Source organism: Celeribacter neptunius (genome assembly GCF_900113955.1).
GTDB lineage: Bacteria > Pseudomonadota > Alphaproteobacteria > Rhodobacterales > Rhodobacteraceae > Celeribacter > Celeribacter neptunius.
Genome location: NZ_FORH01000002.1, coordinates 379,328 through 403,593, shown reverse-complemented (window position 1 = coordinate 403,593; position 24,266 = coordinate 379,328). Strand labels below are relative to the sequence as shown.

Here is a 24,266-nt window from a genome sequence, read left to right as displayed (position 1 = left end):
GTGCAGTAAATCCCCAAAACCCCGGAATATCGTTTCGGCAAGCGACCGCGCGGAGGATTTCGGCGGGAGCCGCTGTTTTGGCGGGACAATTTGCAAATTTGCACCCAAAACTCATGATTTTAGCAAATCAATTTTTGACGTGCGGATCGGTTTGCAAAACGTGCTGTGGGGGGAATCACCTGTGTCGTCTCGGCGATTAAGCTGTGGTCCGTGCTCAACTTTCGCGCGAACGCAGTGGAATTTCCCGCAGGAAGAAAGAGAGCATCAGCCCGGCCAGCGCCAGCCCCGCGGCGATCCAGTAGATCGGGTGCAGCGCGGTGGAAATCGTCTCGGCGATCAGCGCCTTGGTGTCTTCGGGCAGGGTGGCGAGGATCTGCGGCCCGAGCTCCGCGACATTGGAGAGCCCCTCGACATGCGCTTCTCCCATCAGCCGAGCCATGCGGGCGGCAAACAATGCGCCGAACAGCGCCACGGCAATCGAGGCCCCGACCTGTCGGAACATCAGCCCGGCCGCGGTCGCAGTGCCGATCTGATGCCGCTCCACGGCGTTTTGCACGGCGGTGGTAACCACCGGGAAGATACAGCCCATGCCGGCGCCCATGCCCGCGAGCGACAGCCAGATCTGCCAGGACGGCATTTCGGGCGACAGGCGGCTCAGGGACAGAAGCGACACGGAGGCCAGCGACAGCCCGATCATCGGCAGGACCCGGTAGCGTCCGGTCCGGCCCATATATTGCCCGGCGATTGTCGAGGACAGGAGGATGCCGAAGGTCATCGGGATGAGCTGGAGACCCGATTGCGTCGCGCTGGCGCCCTTGGCCAGTTGCAGGAACATCGGGATGAAGGTCAGCGTGCCGAACATCAGCGCGCCGGAAATGAAGGAAATCACCGTGGTGACGGCAAAGATGTTCATCTTGAACAGGGTGATCGGCAGGATCGGCTCGGAGGCCTTGCCCTCGATCCGCACGAAGCTGACCAGAGCCATCACGAACAGGGCCATCAGCCCGAGCCCGATCGGGTCGGTGAGGCCGAATTCCTTGCCGCCCAAAGCGGTCAGAAGCACCAGCGACGACAGCGTCAGGCTCAGGGTCAGCGCACCGGGGTAGTCGATCTTGTGCTGGGTGCGGACACCGCGCGGTTTGAAGCCGAAGACAAAGCCCGAGAGCGCCAGCGCGCCGACCGGCAGGTTGATGAAGAAGATCCAGTGCCAGGACAGCGCATCGACGAACCAGCCGCCCAAGAGCGGTCCGGCCACCGAGGAAAGGCCAAAGACCCCGGCAAAGACGCCCTGGATCTTGCCACGTTCTTTCGGCGGGATCACATCGCCGATGATCGACAGCGCCAGGACGAACAACCCGCCGCCGCCAAGCCCCTGCAGCGCCCGGGCCATGATCAGAAATCCCATCGAGCCGGAAAGACCGCAAAGCACCGAGCCGAAGAGGAACAGCGTGACCGAGACGATCACCACATTGCGTCGGCCATAGAGATCGCCGAGCTTGCCATAGAGCGGCGCCACCACGGTGGAGGCGAGAATATAGGCGGTGACCACCCAGGACAGGTGCTCGAGCCCGCCGAGATCGGCGACGATGGTCGGAAGCGCGGTGGAGACGATGGTTTGATCGAGCGAGGCCAAAAGCAAAAGTACCGCGACAGAGGCGATCACCAGACGGACGGAACCATGTTCCTTATGGGGATGCGCTTCTGTATCGGCGCGGTCCGGTGCTGGGGCTGAAGTGGCGCTGGCCGGGGTGGAGGGAGACATTTGTGACATGGAAATACGGAAACTCCTGAGGCCCTGGTCTGGGCGCGGTCCTGGTTCTGGCCGGCTCGCAATGGGGCGTTTGAGCCGGAGGTAGCGCTAAACCCACATATATGTCAATAGCACATAAATGTTAGTATCACATAATTGACATTCGCACATTTACATGAGACATCCGGCATATGAATTCGCATGACCGTTCCAAACCTGTCTCCGACGCCGCCTCTGACGCGGATACCCGGCCTGTGACCAAGGCGTCGCATGATCCGCGGGTCCACGCGGGCGTGCCGGATTTCCTTGTCGGCGAAGGCTTTTCCGCCGAGGCGGTCGAGGCGCTTCTGGCGCTGGATCTCACTATGTTCCAATGGCGCCGCATGGCCGAGAAGGGCGAATTCAAGGGCAAGGTGCTCGCCGGCATGTCCGAGACGCTCGAGCCCGCAATCCTGCAGGGCTTGCTGTCGGTGGCACAAATCTCGGCCGGGATCGGGCGAGGCCGTCCGGAGGCGCCGACCATCGGTATGGTGGCCGAGGTCATGGCGGTCGATCCTTCGCGCGCCTCGCGCATCGTTTCCGAACTGGTGACGCGTGGCTATGTCGCCCGGCAGGCGGTGCAGGAGGACGCGCGCAAATCCGTGCTGGTGATCACCCCCAAGGCCAGGGACTTCCTCGGGGCCTTCACCCTGTCGAAATGGCGGCTGATGGCGCAGATCTTCGACGGTTGGTCGGGCGAGGATATTGCAGATTTCTCCCGCTTGTTTGCACGCTATGTCTCGGGCGCGCTGGCCACCGTGTCGGAGCCGGGCAAGGCGGAGTAGTCCGAGGGGCGGAGAGAGCCATTTGGGGAGGTTTGAACGTAGCGCACCCGCCCGGAACAGCAACGCAGTTGCCCGGGCGTGCGGCCATGCTGAAAGCATGCCTCTGGCTTGACCCGTCTCGGCGGGCTGGCGCAAGCGCTCCGATTGCTCAACGTCCGAATGGCAGGAAAGTCCCGCAGGGCGGACAGGCTGCCCCAGAGGACGCGAATGGCGGGGGCGAGGGCCCGAGACGTTGATCGGCTTGGTGCCGGGCGCAGTTGGGCGGACGCCCGTAGTCCGAGGGTTTTCGAGACTGCGTGAGGCCATTTTGATGCGAGAACAATTGCAGAACGTGCTTTCCCTCGCTGCGTCACTTCTGTATCCTGCCCCCATGAGCAGTTTCAATGAAGATGACGCCTTCGAGGCGGCCGCCGCGCCGCAGTCCCTTTCCCTGTCGCAACTGGCGATGCAGGGGGCGCGGGAATCCGCGCTGGGCGCACCGGACACCTCCTATCTCGACAGCCTGAACCCGGCGCAGCGCGAAGCGGTCGAAACCCTCGATGGGCCGGTCCTGATGCTCGCCGGCGCGGGCACGGGCAAGACCAAGGCGCTCACCGCCCGTATCGCGCATCTGCTCAATACCGGCCGGGCACGCCCGAACGAGATCCTTGCCGTGACCTTCACCAACAAGGCCGCGCGCGAGATGAAGGACCGTGTGGCCGCGCTCATGGGTCATCAGATCGAGGGCATGCCCTGGCTCGGGACCTTTCACTCGGTCTGTGTCAAGCTGCTGCGGCGTCATGCCGAACTGGTGGATCTGAAATCGAATTTCACCATTCTCGACACGGATGACCAGATCCGGCTGTTGAAACAGCTGATCAATGCCGCCGGCATCGACGAGAAGCGCTGGCCAGCGCGGCAATTGGCCGGGATGATCGACAGCTGGAAGAACCGGGCGCTGACCCCGGGCCATGTGTCGGCGGGCGAGGGGGCCGAGTTCAACGGGCTGGGGGTCAAGCTCTACGCCCAATATCAGGAGCGGTTGAAGACGCTCAACGCCGTCGATTTCGGCGATCTGCTGCTCCACATGGTGACGATTTTCCAGAAACACGGCGATCTGCTGGAACAGTATCAGCGCTGGTTCAAATACATCCTGGTGGACGAGTATCAGGACACCAACGTGGCGCAATACCTGTGGTTGCGGCTGCTGGCCGGTGGGCACAAAAATATCTGCTGTGTTGGCGATGACGATCAGTCGATCTACGGCTGGCGCGGGGCGGAAGTGGGCAATATCCTGCGGTTCGAACGTGATTTTCCGGGCGCGAAGGTTGTCCGTCTGGAACAGAATTACCGCTCTACACCGCATATTCTCGCCGCCGCCTCCTCGGTGATCGCGGGCAATAAGGACCGTCTCGGCAAGGATCTCTGGACCGCCGAGACCGAGGGCGAAAAGGTGCGCCTCGTCGGCCATTGGGATGGCGAAGAGGAAGCGCGCTGGGTCGGTGAGGAAATCGAGGCGATGCATGGCGGCACACGGGCCCGGCTTCGGCAATATTCCCTTGATGACATGGCGATTCTGGTGCGGGCCTCGCATCAGATGCGGGCTTTCGAGGATCGGTTCCTGTCGATCAGCCTGCCGTATCGGGTGATCGGCGGGCCACGGTTCTACGAGCGGATGGAGATCCGCGATGCCATGGCCTATTTCCGCGTGGTCTGTCAGCCGGATGACGATCTGGCATTCGAGCGCATCATCAACACGCCGAAACGCGGCGTCGGCGACAAGGCACTGCAGGACATTCAGGTCGCGGCGCGCTCCAACGGGGTGAATCTCGTCGAGGGCGCGCGGATCGCGGTGGCGGACGGGCTTTTGAAGGGCAAGGCCAAGTCCGGCGTGGCGCAGTTGCTCGCCGATCTCGACCGCTGGACCTCGCTGAACGTGCAGCAGATCCGCTATGGCGTCGAGGATGAGGACGCGCTCGTCGAAGATGTCGCCTATGATCCTGCCGAGATCGGTCATATCGAGCTGGCGGAGCGGATCCTCGACGAATCCGGCTACACCACGATGTGGCAGAATGACAAAAACCCGGAGGCGCCGGGGCGTTTGGAGAACCTCAAGGAATTGGTCAAGGCGCTGGAACAGTTCGAAAACCTCGCGGGTTTTCTGGAGCATGTCGCGCTGATCATGGACAATGACAGCGGCAATGACGGCGAGAAGGTCACCATCATGACGCTGCATGGCGCCAAGGGGCTCGAATTTCCCGTGGTCTTCCTGCCGGGCTGGGAAGAGGGGCTGTTCCCCTCGCAGCGCTCGATGGATGAGAGCGGCGTCAAGGGGCTCGAGGAAGAGCGGCGGCTGGCCTATGTCGGCATCACCCGCGCCGAGGAGCTTTGCACGATTTCCTTTGCCGCCAATCGCCGGGTCTATGGCCAGTGGCAATCGCAACTCGCGTCGCGTTTCATCGATGAGCTGTCGCCCGAGGATGTCGATGTCACCGCGCCGTCGGGACTGGGCGGGCAGGCCGGTCATATGGCGGGGCACATGGCCGGACATGGGGCTGGGCGCTACGGCGGGTCCATGACGATGGCGGAGAGCCCGTCGACCTTCGAACGCCGGGCCGCCAAGGCCGATGTCTACAATTCGCCGGGCTGGAAACGCATGCAGGAGCGTGCGCAGCGCAATGCTTCGCCGAAACCGCCGATCACCATCAATGCCAAGGCGACCAGCAGCTTCACCATCGGCGACCGGGTGTTTCACAAGAAATTCGGCTATGGCGAGGTGATGGAGATCGAGGGCGACAAGCTCTCCATCGAGTTCGATCATTCGGGCACGAAGAAGCTTGTGGCGGGCTTCGTGATGCCGGCGGATCAGGCCGGTGATGTGCCGTTCTGAAGGACGGTCTGAAGGAGGTCGCGTTGTACCGAGAGAGAGCGCCGCGAAATAAATAATCCCATATTTGGCCATATTTGGAGGGTGTTAACCACTCCGGCCTAAGGTGCGGGAAACCTCACCTGGGATCATTTTCGAATGACCATTACGATCAACGCTCTCGATAGCCAATTTGCGGCATCGACCGGCTCGAATGTGAATTCGGGACCCGGCACGTCGACCTTTGACTATCCGCCGGCGTCGACCTCGGGCCTCGTGATCGAATCGCAACCAGGCGACGACAGCCCTTATATCTTTTCCCCCGGTGACACCTATACGCTGAGCTTTACCGGTCAGGGCGGCGACACGATCCAGAACGCCACCGTGGTGCGCTCCGACTATATCGATTATGGCGGTGATACGGGCTATGCCGTGGTGTTCGAGGGGCTGGACAGCAACGGCGATCTGACTCAAATCGTCTGGACCCCGGAATTCGATCTCGAGAGCTGGTACTGGAACAATTTCAGTGGTGGCGAGCCGCCGCAGTTCTACAACAGCGATCAGGATGCCTCGACCACCTATCAGGCGGTCTGTTTCGAGGCCTCGATGCCGATCGAAACGCCCGAGGGCGCGCGTGCCGCCGGTGAGATCCGCCCCGGTGACCGGGTGATGACGCTCGATCACGGGGCGCAGGAGGTGACATGGTGCGCCGCTCGGCGGGTGCGCGGCTGGGGGCGGCATGCGCCGGTGGTCTTCGCGCCCGGCAGCCTCGGCAATGACGCGCCTTTGGTGCTCAGCCAACAGCATCGCCTGCTCTTCGAGATACCCGAAGAGATGGCGGACACATATGGGCCGCAGGTGCTGATCCCGGCCGTGGCTTTCGTCGATGGACACGCGGTGCGGCTGCGCCCCCGGGACTGGATCTCCTATGTGCATCTGCTGCTCGCCGAGCATGATATGGTGTTCAGCCAGGGCGTGGCCTGCGAAAGCCTCTATCTCGGCCAGGTGGCCCGCGATGTTTTGGCCCCGCTGGCGCGCGAGAGCGCTTACGGTGCCGAGGCGGGGTCGCTCGAATGTTTTCTGTCGCTGTTTTCCGACACAAAGGCACAGGAACCGGCGCGGCCGCTTCTGTCGCCGCGCGAGGGGCAGCGGCTGTTGCATCGGGTGGCGGGGGTCCCCGAGAGAAAGCCCGCGATGTTCCTGAGGCGGGGTCGCAAACATGCGCGGCCTTATCATCTCGATCCCGGTAAATATCTCGATGCGCCGGGGCTCAAGGGCCTGCCGGCCTTTGTCTCCTTGATCGACACAGGGGCCTGAGAACACGGCTCAGGCGGTGTTGCGACCGTCGTGTTCCGGGGGCGGGAGAGCGCCCGGTCACACCTGCCGTCGCGCCTCAGCTTCGCCCGCCCTCGAGTCGCATGAACAGATGGGTGAACGTGGCCGCGCCCAGCACCGGAATGAGCAGATTGACCAGTGGGACGGACAAGGGCACCGCCATCAGCGCACCGGCCAGCCAGATCTGTGGCATATGGCGTTTGCGTGCAGCTTTCGCCCCCTCGCGCCCCAGACGTCGCATGGCCACCATCTGGAAATATTCGCGGCCGAGCAAAAAGCCATTCAACCCCCAGAAGATCACCGGGGCCGCGGGCGAGAGGATCAGGTAGATCACCAGGGCGACGAGGTTGGCGGCGACAATGACGCCGAGAAACCCGAGCGAATCCATGACGATATCCATCAATGACTGGCGCGGCACCTCGGGCAGTCCGGGGTAATGCCGGTCCTCGACCGCTTCCGCGACCTCTTCGAGGAAGATGCCGGTAAAGGCCGAGGCCACCGGCACCATCAGGAACACGGAGAGTCCGATCATCAGGAAAAACGAGCCGATCGAGAGCGCGTTGTCGACCCAGGTGATCTGACCGATCAGCGGCAGGGTGAACGTGTCGGGGACAAAGACCCCGATCACCCAGACGAAAACGAGATAGATCGCCACGAGAAGCGCGACCGTGAGCCCGAGCCCTTTCAGCAGCACCGATTGAAAGCGCTTGTCGCCCAATTGACCGATGGCCTTGGCAAAATCACCGAACATCAGGCGTTCACCCATGTCACGATCTCGCCGAGATCCGGGCGCGGCCGCTCCGGCGGGGCAATCGTCTCCGTGCCGATATGGATCAGCCCGGCGATGCTCTCATGTGCTGCGAGACCGAGCCCCTGTTCGCAAAACGCGCGCTCGTGCGACACCCAGCCGGAGAGCCAGTTGGCGCCCCAGCCGGCGGCCAGCGCTGCGTTCAGAAGCGACAGGCAGACCGCACCGGTGGAATAGAGCTGTTCGATCTGCGGCACTTTTTCGCTCTCCTTGGGCGAGAACACCACCGCCACCGCGAGCCCCGAGTCGAGATACTGGCGCTTGACCTTCTCGATCTTCTCTGGTGCTTCGCCGAGCGTTTCGCCCAGCGGTGCCACGAGATCCGCCAGCCGGGTCAGGGCCGGCTTTTGCAACACGATGAAGCGCCAAGGCTCGAGCTTGCCGTGATCCGGTGTTCGGGCCGCGGCGGTCAGGATCGGCAGCAGCGCTGCCCGGTCAGGGTAGGGGGCGCTGAGCGTCTTGGCGGGGCGGGACCGGCGGGTCAGCAGGAAATCGAGAGCGGCTTGGTTCAGATCGGGCATGTCGGGCCTTTGTCCTGTGCGTTTCCTTCCATGTCGTCCTTTTGCTGGGCAAATTCAACCGTCTCGCTATAAGGAGGGCATGGATAAGGACGAATTGAAAGCCGCGCTCGAGGCCGCCATCGAAGGCGATCACCTCGCCGTGCGGGTGACGCCGAAAGCCTCACGCAACGCGATCAGGATCGAGGACGGGCAGGTGCGGGTCTATGTCACCACCGTGCCGGAGGCCGGCAAGGCGACGAAAGATGTGGTGAAACTGCTGGCAAAAGCCATGGGCCGTCCGAAATCCGCGCTCACGCTGGTGCGCGGCGAAACCTCGCGCGACAAGGTCTTTCGCGTCGGGTGAACGCCGCTGAGCCTAATCCTCGTCGTCCAGCGGGGTCAGCCGATAGGCGCCTTCGGGCAGATCAAGCGCCGCGCCGAGATCGCGCAGCTGTTGCAGCGAAAAGGTGATTTTATGCACCCGGTCGGTGCGCGGATCGTGCTGTTCGACGGTCACGCATTCGGCAAAGGCGGAAATGATCACGTCTTCCAGGAGGGGAGCTTCCCCCTCATCCACAAGAGTCACCACGGTGGCGTCGAAATCGTGTTCGATGGTAAACATGGGACGATGCTGCACCTGCGGAGCGGCAAAAGCAAGCCGCCAGATACGGGCGCTCGGACATGTGACTGGAATAGTCTCTGCGAAGGCCCTATTTTGGCAGGGCAGGCCCTGACAGGAGATCGCCAATTGCGCCGACATGCCGTTGTTTTTCTGACCCTTGCCGGGCTGCTCTCTGCCTGTGTCGAAACCACTTCCACGGTGCGCCCAACCCCGGCGCCGGTCGCTCCGGCCAGCGCCCCCGTGTCGCGTGCCTCGGGCAAACATGTCACTGTGAGAGATTTCGCCGCGGTCGTGGCTCGGGTCGAACCGGTGGCCGAGCGGACCTGTCGCCAACAGCTGCCGGGCGCCAATTGCGATTTCAAGATCGTGGTCGAAAGTGACCCGAAGGCGCCAGCCAATGCCTGGCAGATGATCGATGACACTGGCCGGCCTGTGCTGACCTTTACCGTTGCGCTGATCGCGGATGTCGAGAATGTCGATGAGCTCGCCTTTGTCATGGGGCATGAGGCGGCGCATCACATCGCCGGCCATCTCGAGCGCACCCAGCAAACCGCGCTGACCGGCGCGCTGTTGGGCGGGGTGCTGGTGGCGGCGATGGGCGGCGATGCCTCGGCGGTCGACGCGGCGCAGGATTTTGGCGCCACTGTCGGCGCACGCACCTATTCGAAAAACTATGAGCTCGAGGCCGACCAGCTCGGCACGGTGATCGCCTATCGCGCTGGCTACAATCCGGTGCGCGGCGCGGCCTATTTCACCCGTATCGCCGACCCCGGCGATCGTTTCCTGGGCTCGCACCCGCCCAATGCGCAGCGGATCGAAACGGTGCGGCGGACCATGGCAACGCTTTGACGGCAAGGGCGTGTTTGCCCCTCCCTGTCTGTCCTCGTTTCTGCTCCCTGCCTGAGGGCTCTGTGGTTTCCCCGAAATCTTGCCCCGAGCATGTCTCTGAGCACGCCGCCTTCGCGGGCCGAAGAGACCGGCCGGAGATGCCAGAAGATCCCATCTGTGCGGTGAACTGATGGCCTGCCGCGGGTCATCCGCCGTTCCGGCGGTTTGGCACGGGGTCGTTTGCAGGATGTTTGTTTGCGTGAAGTTCTGTCCGATGCTCAAGCGGGACCTTGCGGGGCCTCATGCGCTGCCGAGCGGTTTCCGGCTCAGTTGTCCCGGAAGGCATCGTCCCCTCCCAAATAAAAAAGACGCCCGCACCCAGGGAGGAGGAGGGGGTGCGAGCGTCTCATTGTCGGGTCCGAAGGGAGGAAGAGACCCGTATCAGAAAAGAAATGCGGCGGTGTCAGGGAGGAGGAAGACACCGCCGCCTTCAGTCACGGCCTCCCAGGGAGGAGGAGAGGAAGACCGCATTTCGAGGGGCCCAGACAAAGGGAAGAGCCCCGGTATTGGTGCGGCGATGCAGGGAGGAGGACGCATCGCCGCTCTGGTCTTCAGGGCCCAAGGGAGGAGGAAGGGACCCCGAATTCCGGTATCTGTAGCGGCAACACCAGGGAGGAGGACGGTGTTGCCGCTGGTATCAGGGCCTCAGGGAGGAGGAGGAGGCCGTGATGTCTATTCTTTACTGGCCGTAAGCGGCCTCATACGCGATGGCTTTGATCGACGCGCGGGACAGGCCGAGATCAGCGAGATCGCGATCGCTCAGGCCGGAAAGTTCCAGCGTGGTTTCCCGGTACACCCGGTAGCGCGCAACGCGCTCGGCCAGGGATTTGAACAGGCCGCCGAAGGAAGCGGATGCCGGGGCGGCACTTTGGATGTCGTTTGCGTAAGCCATCTGACTTTTTAACCTTAGTATGCGTTCGGACCGGGGTCCGCGTGTCGAGCCGTGCCTTGATCCTTCGGGCGTCTGCCGCATCCCGTTTCGGGCGTACCACCTAGTGGCGGTCAAAGGTGCAAGCCTTGGCTGCTGTTGTTGAAACTAATATTGGGGAATTGCTGCGATTGCACAATCCTCCCTGTCAGCATTGCCGCTATGCAGAAAATGCATGTGTCTTACTGACCTATTTTCAAGATTTTGTGTGTGATCCCGTTGCGCCCCCCGCCGGATATGGGGCCGATATGCGATTGCGGAGTGGAAAAAGGTCAGGAATCCCCCTATTTCGAAGGCCATACCGCGATGTGAAGGCCTGTGAACAGGCCGGTGAAAAGGGGAACCTATGTCCGCAACACATGACACTATTATGAAGGCTCTGAGCGCCGTGATCCTGCCGAATGGCCAGTCTTTGGTCGATGCGGACCTGGTTCGGGCGTTGCGAATTGGCAACGGCGAGGTCAGTTTCGTGCTCGAAGCCCCCGATTCCGTCCTGGCGCAGAGCCTCGGTCCGGTCGAGGAAAAGGCCCGGACGATTCTTCTGGCGCTCGAGGGCGTCAGCAAGGTTTCCATCGTGACCACCGCCCATGGGCCAGCTGGCTCCACCCCGAAACCCGCCGCGGCGGGGGGCGAGCCGCCTTCCTTGAAGATCGGCCGTCATCCGACGCCGCAACAGGGCAAGCAGGGCGTGCCGGGGGTGAAACACATTATTGCCATCGCATCCGGCAAGGGCGGCGTGGGCAAATCCACCGTCTCGGCCAACCTTGCCGTGGCGCTGGCGAAACAGGGCCGCAAGGTCGGGCTTCTTGACGCCGATATCTACGGGCCGAGCCAGCCGCGGATGATGGGCGTGAACAAGCGGCCCGCTTCGCCGGACGGTCAGACCATCGAACCGTTGCACGCCCATGGGGTCACATTGATGTCGATCGGCTTGATGATCCCGGATGGCGAGGCCGTGGTCTGGCGCGGGCCGATGCTGATGGGCGCGATGCAGCAGATGCTCGGGCAGGTGGCCTGGGGCGAGCTCGACGTGCTGCTGATCGACATGCCGCCGGGCACCGGCGATGTGCAGCTCACACTCGGGCAAAAGACCGAGCTGACCGGTGCGCTGGTGGTCTCGACGCCGCAGGACGTGGCGTTGATCGATGCGCGCCGCGGCATTTCCATGTTCGAAAAGCTGAACGTGCCGGTGCTGGGCCTGATCGAGAATATGTCGACCTATACCTGTCCGAATTGCGGCCATGAGGCGCATATTTTCGGTCATGGCGGCGTCGCCGATGAGGCCAAGAAAATGGATGTGCCGCTGCTGGCGCAGCTTCCCCTGGCGCTCGAAGCCCGGATTGCCGGTGACGAGGGCACGCCGATCGCTGCCACCGACAGCCCGCTCGCCGCGCCCTATGCCAATCTGGCGCGATCGCTGGTCATGCTCGGGGTCGCCTGAGCCGGCGGGGCGTGACGCCCCGACCGGTATGCGGCCGGTGATGCAGGTTGAAACGCGCGTCCGGGAGGGCGCGCGTTTTGCGTGAAATCTCAAGAATTTGCAGAATCTTTACGCTCTCATTATCGTGAAGACTGTGAAAGGCATCTTGCCATTGCGTTTCAACTCTCTCGCTTGGCCCTGAGCCATCTTCAGGGCGCAGCGTTTTCGTGAAAGGAAACCGACGGGCCGGCAAGCCCGCGTATACATTCCCCGAAAGGACGATATGTTTAAGAAAATCGTGGTCCCTGTGGACCTCGCACATAAGGACAACCTGTCCAGCGCACTTGAGACGGCGGCAGATCTCGCTCTGCATTACAAGGCCGCCGTTGTCTATGTCGGCGTCACCGCCGCCACCCCCGGATCTCTGGGGCATAATCCACAAGAATATGCGAAACATCTGGCCGAGTTTGCTCTGGGTCAGAGCAAGCTGCACGGGTTCGAAGCCGAAACCCGCGCCGTCGTCAGTCATGATCCGGCCGTCGATCTCGAAAAATCACTGTCCAAGGTGATTGCCGAGTGTGGCGCCGATCTGGTGGTCATGGCCACCCATGTTCCCAATGTTGCGGATCATTTCTGGCCGTCTCATGGCGGCAAGCTGGCAACCCATACCGACGCATCCGTCTTTCTCGTGCGCGGCTGAGCCGCCGCAACCGTGGCCGATGTTCCACCCCTCTCGGGGCGGGATTTCCGCGCGGTTCGAGATGACATCCAATTTTTGAGGAGTATTCCCATGAGTGACGACGGCATTCCCGCCCCGGAGGGCGACGCCGCCCTGATCGACACAGAGTATGAGATCGGTCAGGACAATATCACCACAACGGTCGGGCCTTTCGGGCTCGATATCCATAACCCGGTCTTTCTGGTCTCCGGCCTCTCGATCGTGATCTTCGTGCTGGCGACGCTGGCGTTTCAGGAACAGGCCGGTGCGCTCTTTACCGACCTGCGCAACTGGCTGACCGCAACCTTCGACTGGTTCTTCCTGCTGGCCGGCAATATCTTCGTGATCTTCTGCCTGTTCCTGATCGTTTCGCCCTATGGCAAGGTGCGGATCGGCGGCCAGGAAGCGAGCCCGGACTATTCTTATAGCGGCTGGTTCGCGATGCTGTTCGCCGCCGGCATGGGCATCGGTCTGATGTTCTACGGCGTGTCCGAGCCGATCTCGCATTTCTCGTCCTCTTTCGCCGAGAACGCCGGTGCGCCCGAAAGCTGGGCGCCGCTGGCCGGTGCGCCGGGCGATGCAGAGGCCGCACGCCATCTCGGCATGGCGGCAACGATTTTCCACTGGGCGCTGCACCCTTGGGCGATCTATGCCGTGGTGGCGCTCTCGCTGGCGCTGTTCTCCTTCAACAAGGGGTTGCCGCTCACGGTGCGCTCGGTGTTCTACCCGATTTTCGGCGAGCGCGTCTGGGGCTGGCCCGGCCATATCATCGATATCATGGCGGTGTTCGCGACGCTTTTCGGCCTGGCGACCTCGTTGGGCTTCGGGGCGGAGCAGGCCAATGCCGGGCTCAACCACCTGTTCGGTGTGCCGGTCAACGATGTCTCCAAGGTGCTGCTGATTGCGCTGATCACAGGGTTTGCCCTGCTCTCCGTGGTGGCGGGCTTGGATGCCGGGGTGAAACGCCTGTCCGAGATCAACATGGCGCTCGCCGCGCTCCTGCTGATCTTCGTGATCATCGTTGGCCCGACCATGGCGATCCTGACCGGGTTCTTCACCAATCTGAAAGCCTATGTGGTCGAGCTGCCGGCCCTGTCCAATCCCTTCGGGCGTGCGGATGACAATTTCCGTCAGGGCTGGACCGCCTTCTATTGGGCCTGGTGGATTTCCTGGTCGCCGTTCGTCGGCATGTTCATCGCCCGGGTCTCCCGCGGTCGCACCGTGCGCGAATTCCTTGTGGCCGTGCTGATCGTGCCGATGCTCGTGTCTGTGCTGTGGATGACCGCCTTTGGCGGCACGGCGATCAGCCAGATCGTCAATGACGGCTACACGGCGGTGACCGATGCCGCGCTCGAGCTCAAGCTCTTTGCCATGCTCGAGGCGCTGCCGCTGAAATCCATCACCTCGCTGATCGCGATCGTTCTGGTCGTGGTGTTCTTCGTCACCTCGTCCGACTCCGGGTCGCTGGTGATCGACACGATCACCGCAGGCGGCAAGGTCGACGCCCCGGTGCCGCAACGCGTGTTCTGGGCCAGTTTCGAAGGGCTCGTTGCCATCGCGCTGCTGCTGGGCGGTGGCCTCGGGGCGTTGCAGGCGATGGCGGTTTCGACCGGCTTTCCCTTTACCATCGTGCTGCTTCTGGCCTGCTATGCCACATGGCAGGGCCTGCGCAGCGAGCCGAAATGACCGCCGGGGTCTCACCTCTGGATGAGGATGACGACCTGGCTGGAAAAGCGAACGAGAAAAGGGGCCTTCGGGCCCCTTTTTTCATGCCGGGCCGATTTCATGCCGGGCCGATTTTTTGCCGGGCCGGGGCGGGTGAACCGGGGCCGGGAGGCGGGCTGGGATTTCATGGCACAGGTGACGCGGCCGTGACTGGACACCATGGAAGGGAGCCTTATGGGACTTCATGGGAAATCTGGGAATTCATGGGTAAGGCGGGCCTCGCGCCGCAGGATATCCTCACGAACGAATCACGAGTCTGTGGATAACTCGGTGGATTTGTGGATTTCTTCCACACCTGTGGAAATTTTTTTGGTTAATGAGGGGCGGGCTTTGCTCTCGTACATTTGGTTACATTTTATATATCGCGTCTATATGTGGTGATTAAGGTCAAAATTTTTCAGAAATACCTTAATAATTCGAGCTATCTCAGCGCTCCGAAATAGCCTGTGGAGAATAAATCCATTGATTACCATGAAATCCCATGGCAATTTGTTTCCATCCGGTGAGATGGAGATGAGCGGCGCATCAAAGACCGCGAACAAAGACCTTAGTCAGGTTCATACAGGCACCCACACTCACCAGAACAAAGAGATCCGGCGCGCGAGCGAGCAGACATCCCCCCAGGTGGCGCGCGCAGTCCGGACAGCCCGTAACATCGGGACGAGAGCGGCGGATTGAGCAGTGGCAGCAGCTCGATCCGCCGTTTCGCTTAAAAAGGCCTCGCAGTTTGTGAACAGGCGGCGGGGCAGGGACAGTAAAGGAGCCGCCACTTGGTTGGCATGTTCATCGGCGAACACACCTTCAAGGTGGACGGAAAGGGACGCGTGTCGATCCCTGCCGATTTTCGTCGTGAACTCGAGCTTGGCGATCCTCTGGCCGCGGAAACCGGTCGTCCCCGCATGGTCATCGTCTATGGCCACGACAAACAGAAACAGTTGATCGTCCATACCTATGAGGGCTACCGGGCGCTTGCCGCTGACATCGCGCGCCTGCCGCGCGGCTCGGAAAAGCGCAAGATCATGGAGCGCATGATCCTCAACCGTGCCCGCCCGACCGAGGTCGACAATGATGGCCGTTTGGTCCTGCCGCAGCCGTTGCGCGACAAGATCGATCTCGACGGCGTGGCCTATTTCGCCGGCATGGGCGAAACCTTCGAGATCTGGAAGCCGGAGACCCATGAGGCGGTCGATGCGGCGATCTCCGACAAGTGGCTGGAAGAGCAGGGCGAGGATTTCGATCCCCTGAGCCTTCTGGATGATCTGGAGGTCTGAGATGGCCTCGGATGTCGATAAACCTCACATTCCGGTCCTGCTGAACCCGCTGTTGCGCGAATGCGCGCCGATCACCGGCCGCTGGCTCGACGGGACCTTCGGGGCGGGTGGCTATACCAAAGGATTGATCGCCGAAGGCGCGGATCACGTCACCGGCGTCGATCGCGACCCGCTGGCGCATCAGATGGCCGAAGCCTGGATCAACGAGCCGCCCTATGCCGGCAAGATCGATCTGGTGCTGGGCACATTCTCGCGTCTGGACGAATACGCCTCCGATCTCGACGGGGTCGTGCTCGATCTCGGCGTCTCCTCGATGCAGCTCGATCAGGCCGAACGTGGCTTTTCCTTCATGAAAGACGGTCCTCTGGACATGCGCATGTCGCAGGACGGCATGTCGGCGGCGGATTTCATCAATACGGCGGATGAGGCCGAAATCGCCGATGTGCTGTTTCATTATGGTGAAGAGCGCCAGTCGCGCAAAATCGCCCGCGCCATCGTCAAGGATCGGGTGGAGAAGGCACCGTTCACCACCACGCTGCAATTGGCGGGGCTGGTCGAGCGGCTCTTGCCGCGCAAGAAACCGGGCCAGAGCCATCCGGCGACCCGCACCTTTCAGGCTATCCGCATCGCGGTGAACGACGAGTTTGGCGAGCTGATCAAGGGGCTCGAGGCCGCCGAGCGGGCGCTCAGGCCGGGCGGGCAACTGGCGGTGGTGAGTTTTCACTCGCTAGAGGACCGGGTGGTGAAGCGCTTCTTCCAGGAAAGGGCCTCGACGGGCGGTGGCGGCTCGCGCTATGCTCCCGAACAAGAGGTGAAAACACCCGGTTTCGAGCAGCTCTCCAAGGCGATCGGTCCCGATGAGGACGAATTGGAGGCGAACCCGCGGGCGCGGTCTGCGCGGCTTCGGGTCGGCAGACGCACCACGGCGGAGGCGCTCCCCGTGGATCGTGCGGCGATGCGACTGCCGAAACCTGTATTGAGGCGAGAGTAAAGATGCGTGGGTTCTATATGATCGTGGCCAGTCTGGTGGTGATGGCGCTTGGCGTCTGGGCCTATCAGGAAAACTATGCCACCCAGGCGGTGCTGAAAGATGTCAGCCAGATACAACGCGAGATCGGCCATCAGCGCGAGGAGCTGGCGGTTCTCAAGGCCGAATGGGCCTATCTGAACCGGCCCGACCGGCTCCGGGAGCTGGCCGAGATCAATTTCGACCGGCTTGGCCTGCTGCCGTTTCAGCCGGAGCAATATGGCCGGGTCGATCAGGTGGCTTTTCCGGTCGAGGATGATCTGTTGTCGCAGCTGACCGATGTCACCGGTGTGGTCGGCACACAGGAGGCCGGGCAGCCATGACGATGCGCACCCCGCTCCGGCCGCTGGCCCGTATTCTGGAAGCCCGGCAGAAGGGCGAGAACCCCGACGCCATCGAACGCGAAAACCTGCGTCTGCGTCACGAGGAAATGCGCGATCGCTCCCGGCTCAGAGCCGAGGGGCGGCTCTTGGTTCTGGGGTTGTGTTTCGTCTCCGCCTTCGTGCTCGTTGGCGCCCGCATGGGGCAGGTCTCCGCCACCGTGCCCGAGGAACCCCGTGCCGAAGCTTCGTCGACGCCGATCCTGGCGCAGCGTGCCGATATCGTTGACCGCAACGGGCGCATTCTGGCCACCAACCGGGTGACCAATTCGCTCTATGCCCAGCCACAGGAGATGATCGATCCGGTGCATGCCGCCGACGAGCTGGTGCGCATCTTCCCCGATCTCGATCACGACCGTCTGATCCGGGATTTCACCGGCACGCGCAAATTCCTCTGGATCAAGAGGAAAATTGCCCCGGAGCAACAGCAGGCCGTGCATGACATCGGCGAACCGGGGCTGTTGTTCGGGCCGCGCGAAGAGCGGCTCTACCCGAATGGCAAGCTGGCCGCGCATATTCTGGGCGGGACAAAGTTTGGTCGCGAAGGTGTGATGAGCGCCGAAATCGTCGGTCAGTCCGGCATCGAGAAGGCCCGCGACGACTATCTGCGCGATCCTGCCAATGGCGACAAGCCGCTGCAGCTCTCGCTCGATCTCACCGTGCAAACCACGGTACGCGAAGTGCTCTATGGCGGCATGCGCATGTTGGATGCGCGCGGTGCCGCCGCAGTGATGATGGATGTCGACACCGGCGAGATCATTTCCATGGTCTCGCTGCCGGATTTCGATCCGAACTCGCGCCCCGGCGCCTTTACCGGCAAGGACCCGGCTGACAATCCGCGGTTCAACCGGGCGGTGCAGGGGGTCTATGAGCTCGGCTCGACCTTCAAGATCTTTGCCGCGGCTCAGGCGATGGAGCTGGGGATCGCGACACCCTCGACCCTCATTCCGGCCACCCCGCCGTTCCGCTGGGGCAAATACACGATCGGCGAATTCGAAGGTCATAATTACGGGCCACAGCTCAGCCTGTCCGGGATGATCGTCAAATCCTCGAACGTGGCGACGGCGCATATCGCCCAGCAGATCGGCGTGGAACGGCAACAGAGCTTCTTGAAATCTCTGGGCTTTTTCGAGCCGACCCCGGTCGAGCTCTCGGAGGCCCGGTCGGCCCGTCCGCTTTTGCCGGAACATTGGTCGGAGCTTTCGACGCTGACCATCGGTTTCGGTCACGGCCTCTCCGCCTCGCCCTTGCACCTCGCCACCGCCTATTCGTCGCTGTTGAACGGCGGCACGCGGGTCGAACCGACGCTGATCAGACATCGGGGCACCCAGCCGAAAGGCGAGCGCATCGTCAGCGAAGCGGTCTCTGCGGCGGCGCGCAAGATGTTGCGCGAGGTGGTCTCCGATCCCGCGGGCACCGCCTCCTTCGCCGAGGTTCCGGGCTACAATATCGGCGGCAAGACCGGCACGGCCGACAAGCCGAAACCCACCGGCGGCTATTATGATGACAAGACGATCAACACCTTTGCCGCGGTCTTCCCGGCCAATGATCCGAAATACGTGCTGATCGTGACGCTCGACGAGGCGGTGGAGACCACCGGGGCGCGACCGCGCCGCACCGCCGGCTGGACCGCCGTGCCGGTGGCCGCCGAGGTGATCCGTCGCACCGCGCCGCTGCTCGGTCTCAGACCCGCGATTGAAACTCCCTCTCAAGCTGCGATAAAACTGAGCTCGAACGAGTAAGCAAATCACCGAAAGAAGGCGCGGGCATGTTGAAATCTCTATCGGAGCTGGGATTGACCGCGCAGGGCGGGCGCGATGAGCAGATCACGGGGCTTTCCGTCGACAGTCGCCTGACCGAGAGCGGTCATCTCTTTGCTGCCCTGCCGGGTGCGCGCCTGCACGGGGCGGAATTCGTCCGCAAGGCGCTCGAGCTCGGGGCAAAGGCGGTTCTGACCGACCGCGAAGGCGTAAAGATTGCCGCCGAGGCCCTCGCCGAATACGATCCGGCTCTGGTGATCGCCGAAGACCCGCGTCAGGCACTGGCCTACACGGCGGCGCTGTTTTTCGGCGCGCAACCCGATGTCATGGTCGCCGTCACCGGCACCAACGGCAAGACCTCGGTCGCCACGTTTACGCGTCAGGTCTGGCAGCTTCTGGGCGCCAAGGCGATCAATATCGGCACCACCGGGGTCGAGGGCGACTGGCAGGCGCCGAGCCCGCATACCACGCCGGAGCCGATCACCCTGCATCGCATGCTCTCCGAGGCCGCGAAATCCGGGGTCAGCCATGGCGCGATGGAAGCCAGCTCGCACGGGCTGGCGCAACGCCGTCTCGACGGGGTGCGACTTTCTGCGGCCGCGTTCACCAATTTCACCCAGGACCATCTCGATTATCACGCCACGTTCGAGGCCTATTTCGCCGCCAAGGCGGGGCTGTTCACCCGGGTTCTGCCCGAGGATGGCGTGGCGGTGATCAATATCGACGATGCCAAGGGCATGGAACTCGAAGGGCTCTGCGCCGAGCGGGGCATGGATGTGATGTGCGTCGGTCGGTCCGATGCCGCCGATCTGCGCATCGTCGGACAGCGCTTTGACGCCACGGGTCAGGATCTGCGCATCGATTTCGTCGGCAATATCTATCAGCTCCGGCTCGATCTCATCGGCGGGTTTCAGGCCGAGAACGTGATGTCTGCCGCAGGACTCGTCATGGCCTGCGGTGCCGATCCCGAGGAAGTCTTCTCCTGCCTGCCCGAGCTTACGGGCGTGCGTGGCCGGATGCAGCACGCGGCGACGCGTGACAATGGGGCCACGGTGTTCGTGGATTATGCCCATACGCCCGATGCGGTGGCCACCGCGATTGCGGCGTTGCGCCCGCATGTCATGGGCCGGATCATTGCCATCGTCGGCGCCGGCGGGGATCGCGACACCACCAAACGCCCACTGATGGGGCAGGCCGCCGCCGAGCATGCCGACCTGGTGATCGTCACCGATGACAATCCGCGCTCCGAAGATCCGGGCGCGATCCGGGCCGAAGTTCTGGCCGGTGCGCCCGAGGCGATGGAAGTCGGCGACCGCGCCGAGGCGATCCTCAGAGGTGTCGATGCGTTGCAGGCGGGCGACGCGCTGTTGATCTGTGGCAAGGGCCATGAGAGCGGTCAGGTGATTGGTGACAACACCTATCCGTTCGACGATGTGGAACAGGCCTCTCTGGCGGTCGCTGCACTGGATGGCGCGCTGTGACTGTCCTTTGGAGCGCGCAAGACGCGGCACAGGCTACGGGTGGTCGCGCAACGCAGGATTTCGAGATCACCGGCGTTTCCATCGACACGCGGAGCATTCAGCCGGGTGATCTGTTCGTTGCCCTGAAAGATGTCCGCGACGGTCATGATTTCGTGGCGCAGGCGCTGGAGAAAGGCGCCGCCGCTGCGCTGGTGTCGCATATTCCCGAAGGTGTCGCCGAAGATGCGCCGCTGCTGATCGTCGACGAGGTGCTGCCGGCACTCGGGCGTTTGGGCGCCGCCGCCCGGGCCCGGGTCAAAGGCAAGATCATCGGTGTCACCGGTTCGGTCGGCAAGACCTCGACCAAGGAGATGTTGCGCGCGATCCTCTCGGGGCAGGGCAAATGTCATGCCGCCGAAGCCAGTTATAACAACCATTGGGGCGTGCCGCTGACGCTCGCCCGCATGCCCGCCGACACGGATTTTGCGGTGATCGAGATCGGCATGAGCAACCCGGGCGAGATCGCACCGCTGGCGCGGCTCGCGCGGCCGCATGTGGCGATGATCACCACCGTCGCCCCGGCGCATATGGCGGCCTTTGAAAGCCTCGAAGGCATCGCCCGCGAGAAAGCCGCCATCTTTGACGGGCTCGAGCCCGGCGGCGTGGCGGTGATCAATGGCGATCTCGAGGTGATCGACATTCTGAGCCGGGCCTGGTCCGGTGAAACCATCCGTTTCGGCGAGGATGCGCTCTGCGCGGCGCGGCTGATGTCGGTCGAACTGGACGATGGCACCACGCGCGGCACGGCCACGGTCGATACAGACCATCTCGATTTCGCGCTTTCCACCGCGGGGCGGCATTTTGCCACCAATGCGGTCGGCTGTCTTGCCGTCGCCCATGCCCTGGGCGCGGATCTCGAGAAAGCCGCTGCGGATCTGGCGCTCTGGCAGCCGCCGGCGGGCCGTGGTGCCCGCGAGAGCCTCAGCCTGCCGGGGGGCGGGACGATCGAGCTGATCGATGACGCGTTCAATGCCAACCCGACCTCGATGGGCGCGGCGCTCGAAGTGCTGGCCAAGGCCCAGCCGGGCGTGTCCGGTCGACGCATCGCCATCCTCGGCGATATGCTCGAGCTGGGGGAACAGGAAGAGGCCATCCACGTCGGGCTCGCGGCGCTGCCGTGGTTTGCCGCCCTGGATGCGGTGCATTGTGTCGGTCCGCTGATGCGCGGGCTCCATGAGGTCCTGCCGGACGCCCGGCGCGGGCAATGGTTCGAAACCGCCCAGACCGCGCGCGACGCGCTGACGGGTCTCGTCGGCCCCGGCGATGTCGTCCTGATCAAAGGCTCGAAAGGCTCGAAAGTCAGCCTTCTGGTTGACGCGCTGCGCAAATTGGGACAAGGCCAGCCGGAAGAAATGAAAGGGTGAGTTGAGCACATGTTGTATTGGATTTCGGGCCTCTCGGACGGGGGCGACCTGTTCAACCTGTTTCGCTATATCACCATGCGCTCGGGCGGGGCGTTTTTCACCGCGCTGATTTTCGCGATGATCTTTGGGCGTCCGCTGATCGACATGTTGCGCCGCCGTCAGGGCAAGGGCCAACCGATCCGCGACGATGGTCCGGAGACGCATTTCGCCAAGGCCGGCACGCCGACCATGGGCGGGTTGCTCATTCTCACCGCGCTTCTGGTCTCGACGCTTCTCTGGGCGCGGCTCGACAACCCCTATGTCTGGATCGTGATGTTCGTGACCTTTGGCTATGGTCTCATCGGTTTTGCCGACGATTATGCCAAGGTCTCGAAATCGAATACAAAAGGCGTGTCGAGCCGGGTGCGTCTCGCGCTTGGCTTCGTGATCGCTTTCATCGCCTCTCTCTGGGCCTCGATGGTGCATCCCGATGAGCTGTCCTATACGCTCGCCCTGCCGGTGTTCAAGGATGTGCTGTTCAACATGTCCTTCTTCTTCATCCCTTTTGCGATGATTGTCATCGTCGGCGCGGCCAATGCGGTGAACCTCACCGACGGGCTCGATGGTCTGGCGATCATGCCGGTGATGATCGCCTCCGGCACGCTGGGCGCCATTGCCTATGTCGTCGGTCGGGTCGACTTTACCGAATATCTCGGCCTGCATTACGTGCCGGGGACCGGCGAAATCCTTGTGTTCACCGCCGCGCTCATTGGCGGTGGCCTCGGCTTTCTGTGGTACAATGCCCCGCCGGCGGCCGTCTTCATGGGCGACACCGGCTCGCTCGCTCTGGGCGGCTCGCTGGGCGCCATCGCCGTGGCCACCAAACACGAGATCGTGCTTGCCATCGTCGGCGGGCTCTTCGTGGTCGAAGCGCTCTCGGTGATCATCCAGGTGGCCTATTTCAAGCGCACCGGCAAGCGCGTCTTCCTGATGGCGCCGATCCATCACCATTACGAGAAAAAGGGCTGGTCGGAACCGACCATCGTGATCCGCTTCTGGATCATCTCGCTGGTGCTGGCGCTCATTGGTCTGGCGACGCTGAAACTGCGGTAAACTCGGTTTTTCGCGCAGCGCGAACACGAACGTTCTGAAATCCTCACGAATCTGTTAACGTTGCGTTAACTTGACGGCGCGTCCCCTCTGGGCGCGCTGCGGTTCGTATATGTCAGTGGGGAATTTCTATGTCGCTCAAATTGCATGCTACGGCGCTCGCCACCATTTTCGGATTGGCCGCCGCGCCAATCTAGGCGTCGACTTTTGGTATCGATATCGTGTTCACAGGCGGACTCAGCGCCTCGCAGCAGGCGGTGTTTTCCGGTGCCGAAAGCTTCTGGGAAAGCATGATCCTCGATTATGCCTATGACAATCCCAATGTCGACGGCCTGACCATTGAGGCCAGTGGCACCCCGATCGATTACCCGGGCGGCATCCTGGGCCAGGCGGGCTGGACCGACGGCTGGTATGGTGGCACCTACGGCAGCGCGGATTGGGCTTATGCCACCGCCGGGATCATGCAGTTCGACACCTATGATCTCGATGTCATGGAGGCCAACGGCACGCTGTTCGACGTGGTCGTTCATGAAATGGCGCATGTGCTGGGGTTTGGCACGCTTTGGAATTTCACCGGGGATTATGTCAATGGCTCCGGCCAGTACACGGGTGCCAGCGCTCTGGCCGCCTATCAGTCGGAATGCGATGCCAGCGCCACTTTCGTGCCCGTCGAACTCAACGGCGGGGCAGGGACCGCGGATGCGCATTGGTCCGAGAGCTGGGCCTGTGGCTCTGACGCGCTGATGACGGGATGGCTCGGCTATCAGACCCATGTGACCTATACCACGGTCGCCTCCTTTGCCGATCTCGGCTATATCGTCGCCGACCACCTGCCGTCCGTGCCGCTGCCGGGCGGTCTGCCCATGCTGTTGGGCGGTGTCGCTGGTCTTGGCATCCTGCGTCGTCGCAACACCCGGGCACAGGCAGGGCTTCGCAAATCGGCCGCATGATCCGCAAAACTTGCGTCGCGCTGCTGGCCTTGGCGCTCGGGCTTGGCGCTCAGGGGGCTCTGGGCGCAGGGGCTCAAAGCTCCGATCCCGCCCTGTGTCCGTATCGCGACGGTGGTGTCCTTTTCTACGACATCACCGGCGGGCCGCTGCGCGAGTTGCCGCTGATGCAGATCCGGGCCACCGGGGAGGTGATCTATCGCGCCATGGGCGACGAGCAGAGCGCAACCCCGGTGCTGAAGCAGGCGGAGATCCCGCGGCAAGAGGCGGAAACCCTCCTGCGCGAGGGTGCCGACGTGCTCGCAGGCGCTCTGACCGAGATGCCTTTGCCGCCCGCCACCGGTGTGGCCGATACCGCGATCAGCCATATGGCCCTGCGCTTTCCTGACTGTGATATGTCCCTCTCTGTCTCCGGCCTGGCGTTCCGCGCGGCCAGGGACAAGGACAACGCGCTGCTGCAGGCCCTGCGCGCCTATGAGCTGCGCCTTCTCGCCCTGATGAACGCGCTGCGGAGCTGACATCCGGCCTCTGGTCATTCTCCGGGC

Annotated in this window: 22 protein-coding genes; 17 read left to right on the top strand and 5 right to left on the bottom strand. The window is 62.8% G+C overall.

Annotated features, from left to right (window positions below):
• Positions 1 to 214 precede the first annotated feature (214 nt).
• Complete coding sequence (locus tag BM151_RS08085) at positions 215 to 1,771, bottom strand: MDR family MFS transporter (protein WP_245781145.1); 1,557 nt, start codon at positions 1,769 to 1,771, stop codon at positions 215 to 217.
• Between the two features lie 170 nt (positions 1,772 to 1,941).
• Here BM151_RS08085 and BM151_RS08080 point away from each other — a divergent pair, with 170 nt between their 5' ends.
• The 3 genes from BM151_RS08080 (at position 1,942) to BM151_RS08070 (ending at position 6,736) form a co-directional block, all read left to right on the top strand.
• Positions 1,942 to 2,574, top strand: coding sequence for a MarR family winged helix-turn-helix transcriptional regulator (locus BM151_RS08080; protein ID WP_090059841.1), 633 nt, complete (start codon positions 1,942 to 1,944; stop codon positions 2,572 to 2,574).
• A gap of 370 nt (positions 2,575 to 2,944) precedes the next feature.
• On the top strand, positions 2,945 to 5,443 hold the full coding sequence (locus BM151_RS08075) for an ATP-dependent helicase (protein ID WP_090060125.1): 2,499 nt from the start codon (positions 2,945 to 2,947) through the stop codon (positions 5,441 to 5,443).
• Between the two features lie 135 nt (positions 5,444 to 5,578).
• Complete coding sequence (locus BM151_RS08070; protein WP_090059839.1) at positions 5,579 to 6,736, top strand: Hint domain-containing protein; 1,158 nt, start codon at positions 5,579 to 5,581, stop codon at positions 6,734 to 6,736.
• Between the two features lie 76 nt (positions 6,737 to 6,812).
• Here BM151_RS08070 and BM151_RS08065 read toward each other — a convergent pair whose 3' ends face one another.
• The gene (locus BM151_RS08065) at positions 6,813 to 7,520 is read right to left on the bottom strand and encodes an EI24 domain-containing protein (protein ID WP_245781144.1); all 708 of its coding nucleotides are present in this window, start codon (positions 7,518 to 7,520) and stop codon (positions 6,813 to 6,815) included.
• Complete coding sequence (locus tag BM151_RS08060) at positions 7,505 to 8,083, bottom strand: nitroreductase family protein (protein ID WP_090059837.1); 579 nt, start codon at positions 8,081 to 8,083, stop codon at positions 7,505 to 7,507. Before BM151_RS08060 ends, BM151_RS08065 begins: the two co-directional genes overlap by 16 nt.
• 79 nt (positions 8,084 to 8,162) lie before the next feature.
• On the opposite strand from BM151_RS08060, the gene BM151_RS08055 reads away from it, so the two are divergent.
• Positions 8,163 to 8,426, top strand: coding sequence for a DUF167 domain-containing protein (locus BM151_RS08055; RefSeq protein ID WP_090059835.1), 264 nt, complete (start codon positions 8,163 to 8,165; stop codon positions 8,424 to 8,426).
• A gap of 12 nt (positions 8,427 to 8,438) precedes the next feature.
• Here the strand turns inward: BM151_RS08055 and BM151_RS08050 are convergent, their stop codons facing one another.
• Positions 8,439 to 8,684, bottom strand: a complete 246-nt coding sequence (locus BM151_RS08050; protein WP_090059833.1) for a hypothetical protein — start codon at positions 8,682 to 8,684, stop codon at positions 8,439 to 8,441.
• A gap of 126 nt (positions 8,685 to 8,810) precedes the next feature.
• Here BM151_RS08050 and BM151_RS08045 point away from each other — a divergent pair, with 126 nt between their 5' ends.
• Positions 8,811 to 9,533 carry a M48 family metalloprotease gene (locus BM151_RS08045; protein ID WP_245781143.1) on the top strand — a complete coding sequence of 241 codons (723 nt, stop codon included), beginning with the start codon at positions 8,811 to 8,813 and terminating at the stop codon, positions 9,531 to 9,533.
• A 718-nt stretch (positions 9,534 to 10,251) separates the two neighbouring features.
• Here BM151_RS08045 and BM151_RS08040 read toward each other — a convergent pair.
• Positions 10,252 to 10,464 carry a DUF1127 domain-containing protein gene (locus BM151_RS08040; RefSeq protein WP_090059829.1) on the bottom strand — a complete coding sequence of 71 codons (213 nt, stop codon included), beginning with the start codon at positions 10,462 to 10,464 and terminating at the stop codon, positions 10,252 to 10,254.
• 382 nt (positions 10,465 to 10,846) lie between these two features.
• Here BM151_RS08040 and BM151_RS08035 point away from each other — a divergent pair, with 382 nt between their 5' ends.
• The 12 genes from BM151_RS08035 (at position 10,847) to BM151_RS07980 (ending at position 24,239) form a co-directional block, all read left to right on the top strand.
• On the top strand, positions 10,847 to 11,941 hold the full coding sequence (locus BM151_RS08035; RefSeq protein WP_090059827.1) for an Mrp/NBP35 family ATP-binding protein: 1,095 nt from the start codon (positions 10,847 to 10,849) through the stop codon (positions 11,939 to 11,941).
• A 262-nt stretch (positions 11,942 to 12,203) separates the two neighbouring features.
• Positions 12,204 to 12,620, top strand: a complete 417-nt coding sequence (locus BM151_RS08030; protein ID WP_090059826.1) for a universal stress protein — start codon at positions 12,204 to 12,206, stop codon at positions 12,618 to 12,620.
• A gap of 90 nt (positions 12,621 to 12,710) precedes the next feature.
• Entirely contained in the window at positions 12,711 to 14,324 is a 1,614-nt protein-coding gene (locus tag BM151_RS08025; RefSeq protein ID WP_090059824.1) for a BCCT family transporter, read from the top strand.
• An 818-nt stretch (positions 14,325 to 15,142) separates the two neighbouring features.
• Positions 15,143 to 15,634: a division/cell wall cluster transcriptional repressor MraZ gene (gene mraZ, locus BM151_RS08020; protein WP_167600304.1), complete on the top strand. Its 492-nt coding sequence runs from the start codon at positions 15,143 to 15,145 to the stop codon at positions 15,632 to 15,634.
• Positions 15,618 to 16,625, top strand: a complete 1,008-nt coding sequence (gene rsmH, locus BM151_RS08015) for a 16S rRNA (cytosine(1402)-N(4))-methyltransferase RsmH (RefSeq protein WP_245781142.1) — start codon at positions 15,618 to 15,620, stop codon at positions 16,623 to 16,625. Before mraZ ends, rsmH begins: the two co-directional genes overlap by 17 nt.
• Positions 16,626 to 16,627: 2 nt before the next feature.
• The gene (gene ftsL, locus BM151_RS08010) at positions 16,628 to 16,984 is read left to right on the top strand and encodes a cell division protein FtsL (protein WP_090059817.1); all 357 of its coding nucleotides are present in this window, start codon (positions 16,628 to 16,630) and stop codon (positions 16,982 to 16,984) included.
• On the top strand, positions 16,981 to 18,783 hold the full coding sequence (locus tag BM151_RS08005; RefSeq protein WP_090059815.1) for a peptidoglycan D,D-transpeptidase FtsI family protein: 1,803 nt from the start codon (positions 16,981 to 16,983) through the stop codon (positions 18,781 to 18,783). The genes ftsL and BM151_RS08005 overlap by 4 nt, the downstream gene beginning before the upstream one ends.
• Before the next feature lie 26 nt (positions 18,784 to 18,809).
• On the top strand, positions 18,810 to 20,282 hold the full coding sequence (locus tag BM151_RS08000; protein WP_090059813.1) for a UDP-N-acetylmuramoyl-L-alanyl-D-glutamate--2,6-diaminopimelate ligase: 1,473 nt from the start codon (positions 18,810 to 18,812) through the stop codon (positions 20,280 to 20,282).
• Entirely contained in the window at positions 20,279 to 21,685 is a 1,407-nt protein-coding gene (locus BM151_RS07995; RefSeq protein ID WP_090059811.1) for a UDP-N-acetylmuramoyl-tripeptide--D-alanyl-D-alanine ligase, read from the top strand. The genes BM151_RS08000 and BM151_RS07995 overlap by 4 nt, the downstream gene beginning before the upstream one ends.
• A 9-nt stretch (positions 21,686 to 21,694) precedes the next feature.
• On the top strand, positions 21,695 to 22,777 hold the full coding sequence (gene mraY / locus BM151_RS07990; RefSeq protein ID WP_090059809.1) for a phospho-N-acetylmuramoyl-pentapeptide-transferase: 1,083 nt from the start codon (positions 21,695 to 21,697) through the stop codon (positions 22,775 to 22,777).
• A 218-nt stretch (positions 22,778 to 22,995) separates the two neighbouring features.
• Positions 22,996 to 23,724 (top strand): VPLPA-CTERM sorting domain-containing protein, encoded by a 729-nt coding sequence (locus BM151_RS07985; protein WP_143093073.1) that lies wholly within the window; start codon positions 22,996 to 22,998, stop codon positions 23,722 to 23,724.
• A complete protein-coding gene (locus tag BM151_RS07980; RefSeq protein WP_090059805.1) occupies positions 23,721 to 24,239 on the top strand; it encodes a hypothetical protein in 519 nt (172 codons plus the stop codon). Before BM151_RS07985 ends, BM151_RS07980 begins: the two co-directional genes overlap by 4 nt.
• The last annotated feature ends 27 nt before the right edge of the window (positions 24,240 to 24,266 follow it).